At 71.7% G+C, this 15030-nt stretch carries 17 protein-coding genes; 3 read left to right on the forward strand and 14 right to left on the reverse strand.

What is annotated here, in order from left to right:
• Window positions 1-82 precede the first annotated feature (82 nt).
• The 7 genes from BM249_RS03355 to BM249_RS03385 form a co-directional block, all read right to left on the reverse strand.
• Window positions 83-1807: a methyl-accepting chemotaxis protein gene (locus BM249_RS03355; RefSeq protein WP_091968996.1), complete on the reverse strand. Its 1725-nt coding sequence runs from the start codon at window positions 1805-1807 to the stop codon at window positions 83-85.
• Window positions 1808-1965: 158 nt separating this feature from the next.
• Window positions 1966-2310 (reverse strand): hypothetical protein, encoded by a 345-nt coding sequence (locus tag BM249_RS03360; RefSeq protein WP_091968998.1) that lies wholly within the window; start codon window positions 2308-2310, stop codon window positions 1966-1968.
• Between the two features lie 244 nt (window positions 2311-2554).
• Entirely contained in the window at window positions 2555-3025 is a 471-nt protein-coding gene (locus tag BM249_RS03365; RefSeq protein ID WP_091969000.1) for a cytochrome c-type biogenesis protein, read from the reverse strand.
• On the reverse strand, window positions 3022-5028 hold the full coding sequence (locus tag BM249_RS03370; protein ID WP_091969002.1) for a heme lyase CcmF/NrfE family subunit: 2007 nt from the start codon (window positions 5026-5028) through the stop codon (window positions 3022-3024). The genes BM249_RS03365 and BM249_RS03370 overlap by 4 nt, the downstream gene beginning before the upstream one ends.
• A gap of 31 nt (window positions 5029-5059) precedes the next feature.
• A complete protein-coding gene (gene ccmE / locus BM249_RS03375) occupies window positions 5060-5614 on the reverse strand; it encodes a cytochrome c maturation protein CcmE (protein ID WP_091969004.1) in 555 nt (184 codons plus the stop codon).
• Between the two features lie 155 nt (window positions 5615-5769).
• Window positions 5770-7329, reverse strand: coding sequence for a c-type cytochrome biogenesis protein CcmI (ccmI, locus tag BM249_RS03380; RefSeq protein WP_091969006.1), 1560 nt, complete (start codon window positions 7327-7329; stop codon window positions 5770-5772).
• A 154-nt stretch (window positions 7330-7483) separates the two neighbouring features.
• Window positions 7484-8905, reverse strand: coding sequence for a sensor histidine kinase (locus tag BM249_RS03385; protein ID WP_091969008.1), 1422 nt, complete (start codon window positions 8903-8905; stop codon window positions 7484-7486).
• Between the two features lie 125 nt (window positions 8906-9030).
• On the opposite strand from BM249_RS03385, the gene BM249_RS03390 reads away from it, so the two are divergent.
• Together BM249_RS03390 and BM249_RS03395 are read left to right on the forward strand one after the other, a co-directional pair.
• Window positions 9031-9270, forward strand: a complete 240-nt coding sequence (locus BM249_RS03390; protein WP_091969010.1) for a type II toxin-antitoxin system VapB family antitoxin — start codon at window positions 9031-9033, stop codon at window positions 9268-9270.
• Window positions 9271-9678 (forward strand): type II toxin-antitoxin system VapC family toxin, encoded by a 408-nt coding sequence (locus tag BM249_RS03395; RefSeq protein ID WP_091969012.1) that lies wholly within the window; start codon window positions 9271-9273, stop codon window positions 9676-9678.
• 78 nt (window positions 9679-9756) lie between these two features.
• Here BM249_RS03395 and BM249_RS03400 read toward each other — a convergent pair whose 3' ends face one another.
• From BM249_RS03400 to BM249_RS03425, 6 genes are all read right to left on the reverse strand, one after another.
• On the reverse strand, window positions 9757-10434 hold the full coding sequence (locus BM249_RS03400) for a response regulator transcription factor (protein ID WP_091969014.1): 678 nt from the start codon (window positions 10432-10434) through the stop codon (window positions 9757-9759).
• Window positions 10435-10463: 29 nt separating this feature from the next.
• Window positions 10464-10829 (reverse strand): PepSY domain-containing protein, encoded by a 366-nt coding sequence (locus tag BM249_RS03405; protein ID WP_091969016.1) that lies wholly within the window; start codon window positions 10827-10829, stop codon window positions 10464-10466.
• A 95-nt stretch (window positions 10830-10924) separates the two neighbouring features.
• A complete protein-coding gene (locus BM249_RS03410) occupies window positions 10925-11128 on the reverse strand; it encodes a hypothetical protein (protein ID WP_091969018.1) in 204 nt (67 codons plus the stop codon).
• A 232-nt stretch (window positions 11129-11360) separates the two neighbouring features.
• Complete coding sequence (locus BM249_RS03415; protein WP_091969020.1) at window positions 11361-11714, reverse strand: hypothetical protein; 354 nt, start codon at window positions 11712-11714, stop codon at window positions 11361-11363.
• 17 nt (window positions 11715-11731) lie between these two features.
• Window positions 11732-12226, reverse strand: coding sequence for a hypothetical protein (locus tag BM249_RS03420; protein WP_091969023.1), 495 nt, complete (start codon window positions 12224-12226; stop codon window positions 11732-11734).
• A 32-nt stretch (window positions 12227-12258) separates the two neighbouring features.
• Window positions 12259-12873, reverse strand: coding sequence for a lysozyme (locus BM249_RS03425; RefSeq protein ID WP_091969025.1), 615 nt, complete (start codon window positions 12871-12873; stop codon window positions 12259-12261).
• Between the two features lie 115 nt (window positions 12874-12988).
• On the opposite strand from BM249_RS03425, the gene BM249_RS03430 reads away from it, so the two are divergent.
• On the forward strand, window positions 12989-13261 hold the full coding sequence (locus tag BM249_RS03430; protein WP_091969027.1) for a hypothetical protein: 273 nt from the start codon (window positions 12989-12991) through the stop codon (window positions 13259-13261).
• A gap of 84 nt (window positions 13262-13345) precedes the next feature.
• On the opposite strand, the gene BM249_RS03435 is transcribed toward BM249_RS03430, so the two are convergent.
• On the reverse strand, window positions 13346-14908 hold the full coding sequence (locus BM249_RS03435; protein ID WP_091969029.1) for a DUF2793 domain-containing protein: 1563 nt from the start codon (window positions 14906-14908) through the stop codon (window positions 13346-13348).
• Window positions 14909-15030: the final 122 nt, after the last annotated feature.

The raw sequence follows: 15030 nt of genomic DNA on the forward strand, positions 1-15030 counted from the left end.
GCGTAAACGCCGCCCTCCGCCATGCGTGGGCCGTCGCCACTAGTCTCGGCTCAGTGGGGCGAAAGCGAGGCGTCGGGCCGCCTCACGCCGCCCGGACGTGGTCGAGGAAGTCGGTGATGCGGTGGTCGAGGGCGCGGCTGGCTGCCGCCACCCGGTCGGCGGCGCCCCGCACCGAATCGGCCGCTTCGGCGCAGGTGGCGGCGGCGCCCCCCACCGTGGCGATGCCGCCCGAGACGGCCTCGGCCCTGGCCTCGGCATCGGTGATGCTCACCCCGATGCGCTGGCTGGCGGACCGTTGCGCGGCCCCGGCCTCGGCCCGGGCGGCATCGGCCCGCGTCATCTGCATCAGGGTGTCGGCGATGGCTTCGAGGGCCTCGAGGGTCTCGGTCGTGGCGGAACGGATCGCCGCGATCTGGCCCCCCACGGTCTCGGTGGCGCGGGCCGTTTCGGCGGCGAGGGCCTTCACCTCGCCGGCCACCACGGCGAAGCCCCGGCCCGCGTCCCCGGCCCGGGCGGCCTCGATGGTGGCGTTGAGGGCCAGGAGGTTCGTCTGCGCGGCAAGGCCCGAAATGGTCCCGACGACGTGCCCGATGCGGCTTCCGGCGCGTTCGAGGGCGTCCGCAGCCGCGCGGGTGGTGGCGATCTCGCGACGGGCGAGATCGGACAGGGCGGCGCGAACGGGCTCCTGCTCGTCGATGACCGCGCTCGCCGCCTCGACGTCGCGACGCGCGCTCCCGGCCTCCCGCACGGCGTCGACGGCCTGCGCGGCGGATTGGGACACGAGGCTCGCCTGATCGCGGGTGAGATCGACGGCGGTTCCGACGGCGGCGGCGGCGGCGGTCATGGCGTGGGCGGCACTGGTGAGATCGGCCACGACATTGCGGGCCTCGGCCTCGAACGCTTCAGTCGCCGTGCCGAGGCGCGTGGCGCGCTCGGCCTCCCGGGCGATGGCCGAGAGGGCGTCGGCGTCGGACGCCACCTTCTGAATGATGGCGCCCCGCAGGACGGCGATGGATCGGGCCATGGCGCCGAACTCGTCGCGCCGCCCGGTGAGCGGAACCTCCGGGGCCAGGTCGAGGTCGGCGAGGCGCCGGATGGCGCGACCGAGCCCGTCGAGGGGACGGCGGATCTCGCGGGCGACGATCCAGAGGGCCAGGGCGAGGGTCGCGAGGACGATGGCGCCGGCGGCCAGGATGGTGACGAGACGCGTCCGCTCGGCCAGGATCGCGGCGGCGGCCCGCGCATCGGTGAGGTCGGCCATGGTCGCCTGCCCGATCGCGGTGATTTCGGCGACCATGCGCCGACGGCTGGCGACGGTGGCCTCATCGGTTCCCTGAATCAGGGCGGCTTTCGGTGAGACGGTGAGACCGAGTTCGGCGGTGTCCGCCTGATAGGACTGGAATTCCGTGAGCATGAGGTCGAGCTTGCGCCGGACCGGATCGGGCACATACCCGTCGAGGCGCGCGAGCAGGGCGGCCTTGCTCTCGGTGACGCGGGCCAGCGCCTGCTTGAGGGCCGAGAACTGCGTGCGCGCGCCGTCGACGTCGTCGGCCGTGTAGACGGCATCGGCCGCCACGACGGTCCGTTCGATGGCGAGGGCGAGATCCTGGGCCGAGAGGGCGCGCTCCCACACGGCCTCCACCGTCGCGGCGTGCAGCCGCTGGCGCCCGGCCGCCCAATCGTTGAAGACCGCGAGCCCGAGGGTGCCGAGGGAGAGAACCCCGAGCACCAGGGCGAGCTTTCCGCTCAGGGTGAATTGTCGGGGAACGGCGCGACCGCGTCCGACCTGACCGAGTTTGAACCGCATCGACCTTCGTCCGTTCGGAAAGACCTCCGAGCCTATGACGGGGCGCGGCTTGCCGAATGTTTAAATCGAGGCGGCTAAGCGATTGAGGGAATTAGAGTTTTCCAAAGGCAATCGCGGCCCGTCCGCCGCACCGGACGGTGGACGGGCCGCTGCGCGGATCAGTCGGCGGAGGCGACGTCGATCCGGTCACCCCGGCGCGAGAACGCGATGGTGGTCTCGCGGCCATCGGCGCCCAGCGCCCCCGGCACGGAGAGGTGCACGGTCTGGTCGGCGTTGAGCGTCGTGATCAGGCGGATCACCGGCGGCTGGTCGGAGCCGGAATTGACCGAGGCCAGGGTGGCGACGACGCGGTACCCGTCCTTGGTCGGGGTGTAATAGGCCGTGCCCCGGAAGGTCGCGAGGTCGATGGAGATCGGCTTGGCGGCTTCGAGTTCGGTGGCCCGGGCGGCGGGAGCGGCGAGGGACGACAGCAAGGCGGCGGTGGCGAGGAGGGTGGAGCGCATGGGAATGGCCTGTGCGGTTACTGTCCGCCGGGAGTGCCCGTACGGAGAGCCGGTTGCACCGGGAGACCGCTTTATGCCGGGAGGATTGTGCATCGCGAAGAGGGATTTTTCGCATCGCACAAATGCTTTTGGTGCATGGATATTGGAAAAATTTGCCGGAGGCATGAATAAAATGCAGGGTCATGCCCCTGGCGTGACGGTGCCGGCCGGGTCCAGCCGGCTGTCCGCGTCGCGCGGAGGGCGGTCAGTCGCGTCGCGTGAGAGCGGCGATCTCGGCTTGCTCGGCGGCGGTGAGGCCCTGCGGCGCGGGGTCGGCACGGCGGCGGGACAGGCGCCAGAGGCCGAACAGGCCGAGGCCCAGGGCGGCGAGGGGGGTCAGCCACAGGAGCAGGGTGTGGAGGGCAAAGACCGGCCGCAGGAGCACGTATTCACCGTAGCGGCCGACGACGTAGGCCTGGACCTGTTCATTGTCATCGCCGGCCTGGAGGCGCTCGCGTACGATGAGACGCAGATCCTTGGCGAGGGGCGCGTCGGAATCGTCGATGGACTGATTCTGGCACACGAGGCAGCGCAGGCCGGCGGAGATGTCCCGCGCCCGTGCTTCGAGGGCCGGGTCCTTCAGGACCTCGTCGGGCTGGACCGCGTGCGCCCCCCCGGCGGTGAGAAGGGCTCCCCCGAGGGCGAGGAGGAGCGCGACGCGCGGGGCGGCGCTCATTCCGCCGCCGCCATGCCGGCCGGCAGGGCCTTCGCCTTGGCCCTGGCCGGGGCGCCGACCCGCATGCGGCGGTCCGTGAGGGACACCGCGCCGCCGAGCGCCATGACCACGGCGCCGAGCCAGATCAGCAGCACCAGGGGCTTGTAGTAGAGGCGCAGGCCGATGCTGCCGCCCTCCGGCATCACCTCGCCCAGACTCGCATAGACCTGGCTCGCCCCGATGGTGAGGAGGCCGGATTCCGTCACCGTCATGCGGCGGCTCGGATAGAAGCGCTTGCCCGTCTCGACGGTGCCGATCATGTCGCCGGCCCGGTTGCGGATGGTGAGGAAGGCGGTCGTCTCTGAGTAGTTCTCGCCCATGCGCGGGCCGACCCGGTCGAGGGTGGCGACGTAGGGGCCGGAGGCCAGGGTCTCGCCCGGCTTCAAGGTCTTCAGCCCCTCCGTCGCCCAGCCCTGCGCGGCGATGCCCAGCACCACGACACCGACGCCCGCATGGGCGAGCGCCGTGCCCCAGGCCGAACGCGGCAGGCCCATGGCTCGGCGCCAGACCACGCCGGCGCCGCGGGCCCGGCTGGCGCCGTAGCCGCGGGCGCGGGACACGATCTCCAGGGCCGACCCGATGACGAGATAGACGCCCAGACCGATGCCCACGGGGGCCATCATCGGCCCGCCCCAGGTGTAGGCCAGCACCGCGAGCCCGACCACGAGGGCGACGGCCAGCGCGGCGAACAGGCGTTGGGAGGCGGCGTGCACGTCGCCCCGCTTCCACGCCAGGGTCTGGCCGAAGGGCACGATGAGCAGCAGCGGCACCGCCAGGGGGATGAAGGTGTAGTTGAAGAAGGGCGGCCCGACGGAGATCTTCTCCGCCGTCAGGGATTCGAGCAGCAGCGGATAGAGCGTGCCGGTGAACACCGTGGCGCAGGCGGCGGCCAGCAGCAGGTTGTTCATCACCAGGGCGCCCTCGCGGGAGATCGGCGCGAACAGGCCGCCCTGGCGCAGCATCGGCGCCCGCCACGCGAACAGGGTCAGCGAGCCGCCGATGAACAGGATCAGGATGGCGAGGATGAAGATGCCCCGCGTCGGGTCGGTGGCGAAGGAATGCACCGAGGTGAGCACGCCCGAGCGGACGATGAAGGTGCCGAGCAGGGAGAGCGAGAAGGTCAGGATGGCCAGCAGCACCGTCCACACCTTCAGGGCGTCGCGCTTCTCCATCACCACGGTGGAGTGCAGCAGGGCCGTACCGGCGAGCCACGGCATCAGGGAGGCGTTCTCCACCGGGTCCCAGAACCACCAGCCGCCCCAGCCGAGCTCGTAGTAAGCCCAGTACGACCCCATGGCGATGCCGAGGGTCAGGAAGCTCCAGGCGGTGAGCGTCCAGGGCCGCACGGCGCGGGCCCAGACGGCGTCGATGCGCCCGTCGATGAGGGCCGCGATGGCGAACGCGAAGGTGATCGAGAACCCGACATAGCCGACGTAGAGGAGCGGCGGGTGGATCGCGAGGCCGAAATCCTGCAGCAGCGGGTTGAGGTCGTTGCCCTCCACCGGGGCCGGACTCACCCGCGTGAACGGGTTCGAGGTCGTGATGATGAACAGCACGAACACGAAGGTGATGAGGCCCTGCACCGCGAGGGTGTTGGCCCGCAGGGTCGGCGGCACGGAGTTGCGCGCGACCGCCACCAGGGCGCCGAACAGGGTGAGGATGAGCACCCAGAGCAGCATCGAGCCCTCGTGGTTCCCCCACACGCCCGACAGCTTGTAGAGGAAAGGCTTCAGCGTGTGCGAGTTCTCGACCACGTTCTGGACCGAGAAGTCCGAGGTGGCGTGGGCGTAGGTGAGGGCGCCGAAGCTGAACAGGATGCAGGCGAAGGCGCCGAGCGCGGCCGGCGTCGCCACGGCGCGCAGGGCCTGATCGCCCGAGCGGGCGGCCCAGACCGGCATCACCGCCTGGACGAGGGACAGGGCGAGCGCCAGGGCGAGGGCGAAGTGGCCGACTTCGATCAGCACGGGATACAGTCCTTGAGGAGGAATTTTCGCATCATCGCTCGCTGCGCTGCCCGAGCGTCTTGTCGGTGATCGCCGTGCTCGCGTCGGCGGGCTTGGTGTCCGCCGTCTTGGCCTCCGCCGGCTTGGCCTCGGCGGGCTTTTCGACCATGCCCTTGCCCTCCTGCCAGCGCCCCTGCGCCTTGAGGGCGTCGGCGACCTCGCGGGGCATGTAGGATTCGTCGTGCTTGGCCAGCACCGTGTCGGCCCGGAAGATGCCGCCGGGTTCGAGACGGCCCTCGGCCACGATGCCCTGACCCTCGCGGAACAGGTCGGGCAGGAGGCCGCGATACTGCACCTGCACGGTGGCGTTGGTGTCGGTCACGGCGAAATCCACGGTCTGGTCCGGTCCGCGCTGGACGGAGCCGTCCTTCACGAGGCCACCGAGGCGGAACCGGGTGCCGGGGGCGACGCCCTGGGCAGCCACTTCGCTCGGCGAGCGGAAGAACACGATCGACCCGCTCATGGCCGACAGGATCAGCCCCAGCGCCAGGGCCAGCACGGCTCCGCAGGCGGCGATGAGGATCAGGCGGCGGCTCTTGCGGGTCACGCGGGTCGTCCCGTCTCGGGTTGTGGCGTCACGGACGCCGTCAGGCCGGACGGCGTCGGCGCCTCGCGGCAACCGGACCGTGTCCCGCCTCGTCCATGCAAGATGGTTTCGGACTCTGCGACGCCCGGGTCAAGGTCGACGTCCAGGACCGATTGTCAGGGGCGCGGCGCGTCGAGGCCGAGTTCGCGGGCGAGTTCGTCGAGACGCTCCTTGGCCTGGGGCTCGGGGCTCAGGGCCATGCGGGCGCGGTCGAGGGCCTGGATCGCCTGGGTGCGCTCGCCGAGCACGGCGTAGGACCGGACGAGGCGCAGCCAGTCGTCGACGCTCCCGCCCTTCGCGGCGAGGCGCCGATCGAGGCTGGCGACCATGCCGCGGATGGCCGTGTCGCGCTCGGCCGCCGGCATGGCCTTCACGGCGGCCACCGCCGCCTCGGTGCCGGCCCGCGCGGCGTCCGCCGGGGAGGGGGCGCCTCCGGCCTCCGACGCGGCACCCTTCGCATCGCCCGCCTGAGGGGCTTCGCCCCGATCCTGCGCGGTCGGCGCCGGTTTATCCGCGCCCTCGCGGGTGAGCCCGAATTCGCTCGCCAATGCGTCGAGCCCCTGCAGGGCCGCCGCGTCGGAGGCCAGGGCCGTGCGGGCCTTGGCCAGGACGGTCCTGGCCCGGTCGCGCTCCCCGAGGACGCTTAAGGAGCCGACGAGACGCTGCCACTCGTCCGCCGTGCCGCCCTTCTCGGACAGGCGCCGGTCGAGGCCGTCCACCATGCCGCGAATGGCCGAATTCCGGCCTTCGGGGGGCATCGCCTGGAGGGCGGCGGCGGCACCGGCCTCGGGGGCGGCGCCGGCCCCTGGCCGAGCCGGATCGGCCTTCGGGGCCTCGCCCTTGAGGCGGGTGAGGTTGTCGCGCACGGCGGGCAGCCACGGCGCATCGGCGGGGGCGGTCTCCGCCAAGGCCGTGAGGCGCTGGATCGCCAGGGGAATGTCGCCGTCGAGTTCGGCCGCGCGGGCGAGGTAGAAGCGCGGCTTGGCCGCCGTGCCGTCGAGGGCCACGGCCCGCTCGAACAGGGCCCTGGCCTGGGGGGAGATCACGCCGTTGTTGCCGGCCATGAGGGCCTCGCCCCAGTCGGAGAGACGCTGCGGGGTCTCGCCGAGGAGGCGGGTGGCGGCCTCGTAGGCGTGGGCGGCGTCGTCGAACCGGCCCATGCGCATGTAGACGGGGGCGAGCACGGTCCAGCCACGCCCGTCCTTTGGGTCGCTGGCGAGGCGCGCCTCGATCTGCGCGATGGCGTTGAGGAGTTCCTGTCCGCCGTTCTGCACCGCCTGACGCTCGGCCGCCCCTTGCGCCGGCATGTGGGGCGAACCGTAGAGCCCGTAGGCGATGAGGGCCACGAGGGGGATCGTCGAGAGGGCGAAGGCGGAGGCGGCCCGGCGCTGGCGCAGGGCCGGCTCGGCGATGCCGGGAATGGCGGGAACGTCCGTCCGGCTCGTCCGCAGCAGGCGCCGTCCGGCCTCCGTGCGCGCGGCCTCGGCCTCGGGGGGCGCGATGAGGCCGCGCACGAGATCCCGCTCGATCTCGCGCAGCTGGTCCTCGTAGAACGCGGCCTCCGTCGCCAGACCGCCGGCCTCCGCCGGAGGATTGGCCCGGCGCGACATGGGCCAGAGCAGGGCGAACACCGCCGCGCCGGTCATGAGCGCCAGAATGAACCAGAGTGCCGTCATCACGCCTCGAAATCCCCCAGCGCCCGCATGTAAGGCCACGCTCCGGCCCCTACGATGCGAACCCACGGTGACACGGTGTCACGCGAAGGTTTGCGCGGCGCGACCTTAGCCGTGCGGGCCGGCCCCGCAAACCGCCCTCCTCGCGGCGCCCGCCTCACGCGTGCGGTCCCGCTCCGGTCGGTGCGTCGCCGGGCACTTCGATCACCGCGCGCAGCCCCCCGAGGCTCGCCGCCTCGAGGCGGAACCGGCCGCGATAGAGGGTGACGAGATCGGCCACGATGGAAAGGCCGAGCCCGGAGCCCGGCTTGGTCTCGTCGAGGCGCCGGCCCCGCCCGAGGACCGCCGCCCGGTCCTCGGGCGCGAGGCCCGGCCCGTCATCCTCGATGGACACCATGAGGTGGGGATAGTCGTCCTGGGCTACGGCCTCGGCCCGGATGGAGACCTGGCGCGCCGCCCATTTCGAGGCGTTGTCGACGAGGTTGCCGATCATCTCCTCGAAATCCTGGCGCTCGCCGCGAAACCGCAGGCCCGACGGCACGTGCACCGTGTAGGCGATGTCCTTGTCGCGGTAGATCTTGCCGAAGGTGCGGACCAGCCCGGCGAGGGCCGGTTCGACCTCCGTGGAGGTGCCCAGCGTTCCGGCCAAGGCCGCCGCCCGCGCCCGGTCGAGGTGGTAGTTCACCTGATCGCGCATCACGGCGGCCTGCTCGCGGATCTTGTTCGAGAGGTCGCCCGGCGCATCCGCCGCCGCGACCTCGTTGACGATGATCGAGAGCGGCGTCTTCAGGGCGTGGGCGAGGTTGCCGACCTGGGTGCGGGCGCGCTCCAGGATCTCGCGGTTGGTCTCGATGAGGAGATTCACCTCGCCGGCCAGCGGCGCGATATCCCGGGGATACTCGCCGGTGATGCGGTCGGATTCGCCCCGGCGGATGGCGCCGAGGGCGTTCCTGAGCTTGGCCAGGGGCGCGAGGCCGAAGCGGATCTGCAGCAGGGTGGTGAGCGCCAGCGACAGGCCGAGCAGCCCGAACGTCACCATGAGGGAGAAGCGGAAACGCCCGACATCGTTGGCGATCTCGTCGGCCGGGCCGGCGACCCGCACGGTGTAGCGGCCCTCCTCGCCGAGATCGACGTCGCGCTCGATGATGCGCAGGGGCCGGTCGTCCTGGGCCTGGCCGTAGCCTTGCCGGATCTGGCCGACCCCGGCCTTGGAGTCGGGGGTGCTGGCGGCCTTCAGGGGCACGCCCACGAGGGAGCGGGAGGTGCGCAGGTCGCGGGGTTTCGCGTCCGCGCGCCCGATCTGCCAGTACCAGCCCGATAGGGGCAGGTCGAAGCGCGGATCGCTCAGGGTGAAGGACCGGCTCTCGGGATCGTTCGGCGAGACCAGATCCGTCGCGAGGTTGTTGGCGTAGACGAGGAGCCGGCTGTCGAAGGCCCGCTCGGTGTTCTCCCGGTAGAGCGTCGTCAGGATGCCGGCGGCGATGAGCAGGATCGCCGAACTCGCCAGCAGCGCGGAAGTGGCGAGGCGCACGGCGATGGAGCGCCGGCGCAGGGGAAGCCAGGCGGGAAACGGGCTCATGCGGGGGAGGGGCTCATGCGGGATCGGGCGATTGCCGTGAGGGGTGGTCCCGACGACCCTCAGCCTTCGCGACGGTTGAACGGTGACGCATTCCGTCTGTACATCATCCGAACGGAGATTCGACGATGAGCCTCGACATCCACGATCCCGAGACCGAACGCCTCGTGCTGGTCCTGGCGGAGCGCGACGGCATTTCGCCGAACGAAGCCATCAAGCGCGCCGTCGGCGATGCCTTGAAGCGCACGGACGGGCTCCCGAGCCTGTGGGAGCGAATTCGCCCGATCCAGGACCGTGCGCTCTCCAGGGCGGCGACGGGCCTCGTCGCTGACAAGGCCTTCTACGACGCGCTTAATGGCAATCCTTAAGTGTTCGTCGATGCCTCGGCCCTCGTTGCCATGATCTTGCGTGAACCGGATGCGCAGGCCCTGGCCGACCGCCTCGAGACCGCTTCGGCTCCCATGACTTCGCCACTGGCCGTCTATGAAACGGTTTTGGCCATCGCGCGGCAGTGCGAAGGCGGCATTGCGTCGGCGCGGGAGGATGTTCGGCTGCTCCTCGAAGCAGCGCGAGTCCGGGTCGTTTCGATTCTTCCCGGAGAGGCCGATGTCGCTCGCGATGCTTTTGTCCGCTACGGCAAGGGCCAGGGGCATCCGGCTCAACTCAACATGGGCGATTGCTTCGCCTATGCCTCGGCTCGTAGCCGTGAGGTGCCGCTTCTCTTCAAGGGCAATGATTTTTCACACACGGATCTGGCAACGGACGAAGCACCCTGAGCCGGAAGTTCCTCGAACCCCGGCTCGTTTGGTGAGCAAAAGGCGCCTGCGCATCGTCATGACCGAGCGCCACGCGTCTCACACCCGCGACGGCGGCTGGTTCGGGTCCACGAGATACCCCAACCCCCGCACGGTCTGGATGAGGTCGACGGCGAGCTTTTTCCGCAGGCGACCGACAAACACCTCGATGGTGTTGGAATCGCGGTCGAAATCCTGGTCGTAGAGGTGTTCGGTGAGTTCGGCGCGGGACACCACGCGGCCGGTGTGATGCATGAGGTAGGAGAGCAGCCGGTATTCGTGGCTCGTGAGCTTGATCGGGTTGCCGTCCACGAACACCCTCCCTGAGCGCGTGTCGAGGACCACGGGGCCGCAGGCGATCTGGCTCGTGGCGTGGCCGGCGGCGCGGCGCAGGAGGGCGCGCACGCGGGCGAGCAGTTCCTCCATGTGGAACGGCTTCGTCACGTAATCGTCGGCGCCGGCATCGAAGCCGTCGACCTTGTCGGACCAGCGGTCGCGGGCCGTCAGGATGATGACCGGGGTCTTGATTCCGGCCCGGCGCCATTTCTGCAGCACGCTGACGCCGTCGGCCTTGGGCAGGCCCATGTCGAGGATGATGGCGTCGTAGGGCTCGCTCTCACCGAGGTAGCCGCCCTCCTCGCCGTCGAAGGCCTTGTCGGCGACGTAGCCGGCCTCCTCCAGGGCGCTGACCACCTGCCGGTTGATGTCCCGGTCATCCTCGACCACGAGCAGACGCACGGTCCCGCACTCCTCTGGTTATGCCGACTTCAGGGGCCGCTGATCTCGCCCGTCGTGGCATCGACCATCACGTGGACGAACTGCCCGTCCCGGCGCAAGGCCGTGAGCAGGTAGACGAGGGATTCGTCGTGCCGGCACAGGCGCGCCCGCTGGATCTCGGCCCTGGGAATCACCTTGCGGGCCGAGCGGATGGCGGCGACGGGTTCGATCACCCGTTTCTCGGCCACCGCCTCGCGCAGGTCGGCGGCGCTGAGGCAGGTCTCGGGGCGGGGGGCTGCCTGCACCGACGACACGATGGCGGCCGGACTGGTCTCCTCGGCCTGCGTGCCGAGCGATCCCATCGCGAAACCCGCGACGGTCAGGCCGATCAGCAACAGGGCGAGGACGATGCGCATGAATCACGGAGTAGGGTTCGGGCACTGAATGCGCCCTGAATGCCGGTGCAAGCGGAACCGGCGCGGTTCGGTTCCACGCGCCGAAGGGGCGGCGCTCATGCGGCGGAGGCGGGGGATGCGTCGAGGCGTGCCAGGGTCGTCCGCAGGGCGGCGCTGACGCGCCGTTCCCCCTCGACAAGGTCGAGGGCGGCCTGGCGCAGGGCGATGGACGAGAGGTCGAAGCGCCGGCGCGCGGCGCCGAGGCGAGCCTGCGCCGCCTGGTTCCGGGCGGAGGGGGCGGTGCGGAAGAAACGGGACATGGCGGCACCTTCGATCGGGGGGCGATGAGGGCGTCGTCCGCGATCCTCGGGTCACGAAAAACGCCCTATCCGTTTGCTGAATCGTATTTTCTTTCGCCGAACCGGCCTCCGGTCCGGCGGACGATACCCTCGTGCTGTGACGCAATCACTTCGTTCATGCGCCAGAGCACGAGGCTTTTGTTTTGCATCAATTTTCCCAGACACGGCTGAAGCCTCCGTCTGGATCGATGCACTAGGGGGCCGAAAACGGGCGGCCCTCGCCGAGGCGGCGCAGGATCGCGTCGAGCTTGTCGCGGCTGCGCTCGTCGCCGTGCTCGATGCTTCGGGCCATCTCGCTCACGAGGCGGGAGAGGTCTTCGAGCACCCGGGTGCGGCTCTCCAGGGCGGCGGCCACGGCGACGTTGGTCTGCGAAGCCCGCTCCAGGGCGGTGGCCGTGGCGCCGGTGTCGCCGAGGCGGGCATCCTGGGTCCGCATGGTCTCCCGGTGGAGCTGGAGGCAGGCGAGACCCATGAGCACGGCGACGATCCAGCCGGCCCCGTCATGGGAGAACAGCAGGCGTGCCCCCTCCAGGGCGAGCTTTTCCATGGCGCGGCTCCTTCACATCAAGGGGTGCGACGTCCCGTTCGCACGGCCTCCACGGCCGGGCGCAGGGTGTTGGCGAGGGTCGCCTCCTCGGCGAGCGGCAGGCTGCGGAACACCTTCTCGGCCAGTCCCTCGCGTCCCCCGGCCGCGCGCACGAGCCAGGCCGGGGCCTCGTCGAGGCCGCGCTGCACCGCCCGGGCGATGACGGCGGACCCCACGGGGACGCTCAGCGTCCGGCCGCGCACGGCGCCCGCCACGGCGTTGACGGCGTAATCGCCGACGTTGCGCACGAGGCGTTCCACCAGGGTGGCGGTGACGAGGGTGCGCAGGGGGCCGGCGAGGCGCGCCAGGGCCGCCGTGGCGGCGGTGACGGCGAGGGGCAGCAGGAGGCCGGTGACGGCCTGCGCCGCCACCGCGACGGCGTCGCCCCAGGGCACGACCACGCTGGCGGGATCGAGGGCGGCGCAGGGGGTGGACACGAGGGCGAGGACGAGGGCGATGCGGATCGGCGGCATGGGGCGACGGTCTCCAGGGGGACGGGACGGGTTCAGGCGCGGGGACGGCCGCCGAGGGCGGTCCAGACCCGGGCGAACCAGCCGGGCGCGGTCCCGGCCGGGGCGGCGCTCGCCACGCGCGGAACCGTGCGGCGCGCCGCCGACGGGGCGAACCGGGGGGCTGCCGGAGCCGCGATGGGGGCGGGGTCGCCGCGCCGGGCGCGGGGCAGGGCTTGCGCGTAGGGTGTGCGGAACTGGTCCTGCTCGGCGCCCCGGCGGGGAATGAGGGCGGCGGGCCGGTCCCACATCATCATCGCCTGAGCCGCGCCGTCGTCGTCGCCCGCGTTCAGGCGGCGGACCAGGGTGGAGCGCCCGAACGCCGCCGGCCCGATGTTGAAGCAGAGGGAGACGAGGGCGTCGAAGCCGTGCTGCGGCAGGGGGCGGGTCACGGCCGCCCGCACGGCGGCGACGAAGCGGACGACATCGCGGTCGAACACCGCGTCGCATTCGGCCGGGGTGAGGACGAGGCCGGGGGTGACGAGGGGCGGACCGGCCGCGCTGGTATGGCCGATCCCGATGGTCCAGACGCCGACGGAATCGCGGTAGGCATGAAGGCGCCGGCCCTCGCGGGCGATGAGCACGGCCTTGCCGATGGCGCTGAGGTCCATGGTGCACTCCGGGTGGTGGGGAAGGGGACGGTCAGGGAACGGAAGCACGCGCCCGGGCGTTCGCCTGCGAGATCGGCCAAAGCCGGTCTCGGGAAGGGAATCCCGGAGGGGAATCATGGCGCGTTCGCGCATCGTCTTGGGTTTGGCCGCCGGATTGCTGCTGGCGGAAATCGGCGGCGCCGCGGCCCAGAACAGCGGCAGCGGCAGCGGCCTGACACTCTTCGCCGAGGAGAATGGCAACGACCGCTCGGCTGGCGTGAACAACGGCAATTACCGGCCGCCACGCTATTACGGGCCGGGTGCCGTCGCGGCGCCGCGCGGCTATGGCCGTCCGGTCTACGGCGACGAGCGCCGCCCCGCCGCGCCGTATTACGGCTACCCGTATTGAGTGTCTCTCACGAAACTTCCGCCGCTCCGTCGTCTTGAGGGCGAGAACCGTCCGGGGACGGGGCTTCGTGAGGCACTCTGAGTCTCAGGCGAGGCCGAATCCGGAAAAATCGCTGTCGGCGGCGGCGACGTAGCCGTCCGTGCCCGTGAACAGGGCCTCGACGGTGATCCGGTCGCCCGCCGCCAGCGACACCGTCGCGGACAGGCTCACCGTCGAGACACCGTCGACGGGCGTGGCGACACCCCGGCGGGTGCCGTCGAGGGCGGCGCCGTTGCGTTGGAAGCGTGCCTGCAGGGAGGCGGGCGCGTTGTCGCCGTTGCGCTTGAACGCGAGGCCCGCCGAGACGGTGTAGGTTCCGGCGTCCGGCGCCACGAAGGCGTTGTCGCTCGCCCGGAACAGGCCCTGATCGTTGAGGGTCCCGGTGTTGAAGCCGACCCGCGTCCAAGTGCCCGCGCCGAGATAGTTGTCGTAGCTCGTGCTCGCGCGGAAGCGCGGCTGGTTGGTGAGGCGAACCCACCCGGCGCCGGTCTGGCCCCGGAAGGCGCCCAGGGTGCTGTCGAAGACGAGTTGCCCCGGTGCCGTCCCGGCCGCCGGCACGCCCGCCCTGGCCACGAGTTCGAGGGCGCCGTTAGCCCGCATCTTCACCACGGGACGCGGGATGACGCCGCCGAGATCCGTCGCCTCGACCACGAAGCCTGCGCCTTGCGCACCGGCGGAAAAGTCCTCCTCGGCGATGCCGCGCAGGGTGACGCACCCGTCCGCGCTCCCGCCCGAAAAGAATCCGCCGCCCGAGAGGCCGACGAGGCCGTCCCCGGCGCGGACCGGGGCGGGGGCCTGACGGCTGCCCCGGCCGGCGCGGGCCTGGATGAGGTTGTCCACGGGGCCGGCGCCGTAGGCGTCGAGGCACAGGCCCGGCCCCGCCTCCTCGCGGGCCACGTGCAGGGGCGCCCTGGCCATGGGCGTGCCCGGCAGGGCGAGGGCACCGAGGCCGAGATGGCCCGTGGCCGGATCGGCCCGCCACGCGCCGCGCCACGCGGCGCCATCGGCCGAGACCTTGAGGCCCAGCGCGTCCTCGCCGTTGAGCCCGAATTCGGCCCGGCCCGAGAATCCGGTCTGGAACAGCAGGGCGCCGGCGCCCCCGGGGGCCGCCTTGTTCAGCACCACCGCGAGGCTGCCGCTGCCCCCCTCCGCCACGGTGCGGGCGCTCCACAGGGCGCGCTCGAGCTTCGCCGCGAACGCCGTCCCGGTTTCCGCCTCGGTGCCGAGGCCGATGGCCTCGAGGTTGCGCAGCCGGCGCAGGCCGTCGAACAGGCGTCCCCAGCGGGTGCCGTCGAAGCGGTAGAACGCATCCTCGTCGGCCACATGCACGAGCCAGCCGGCCTGGGGCGCGAGGCCGGTCCAGACGCCATCGCCGAATACGACGATTTGTCCGGACAACCCGGTCCAGGCCCCGGTCGGGGTCTGCGCGCTCACGAGGTAGCGGTCGCCCTCCGCCGGGGCGGCGGGGGGCGCGGCCAGATCCTTGTCGCGGCAGGCGAGCTGGACCAGGGCGTCGAGGACGAGGAGCGCTTCGTTGTGGGTCACGTGCTTGCCGGCCTGCCCCGCCGCGAGGAGCGGCAGGGCAAGGTGCGGGGTGGTCTGCGCCATGGACGGGCTCCGGTGTGAGAGGAGGAGGGGGCGGCCGCTGCCCCGGACGCCTGGAGCGCAGCGCGGGGTGATCCGGGACCCGGCGCGATTGTCGACGCTTCGCGACGTCTTGCGCTGGACCC

Origin of the sequence: Methylobacterium gossipiicola (assembly GCF_900113485.1) — a bacterium.
GTDB classification, from domain to species: domain Bacteria; phylum Pseudomonadota; class Alphaproteobacteria; order Rhizobiales; family Beijerinckiaceae; genus Methylobacterium; species Methylobacterium gossipiicola.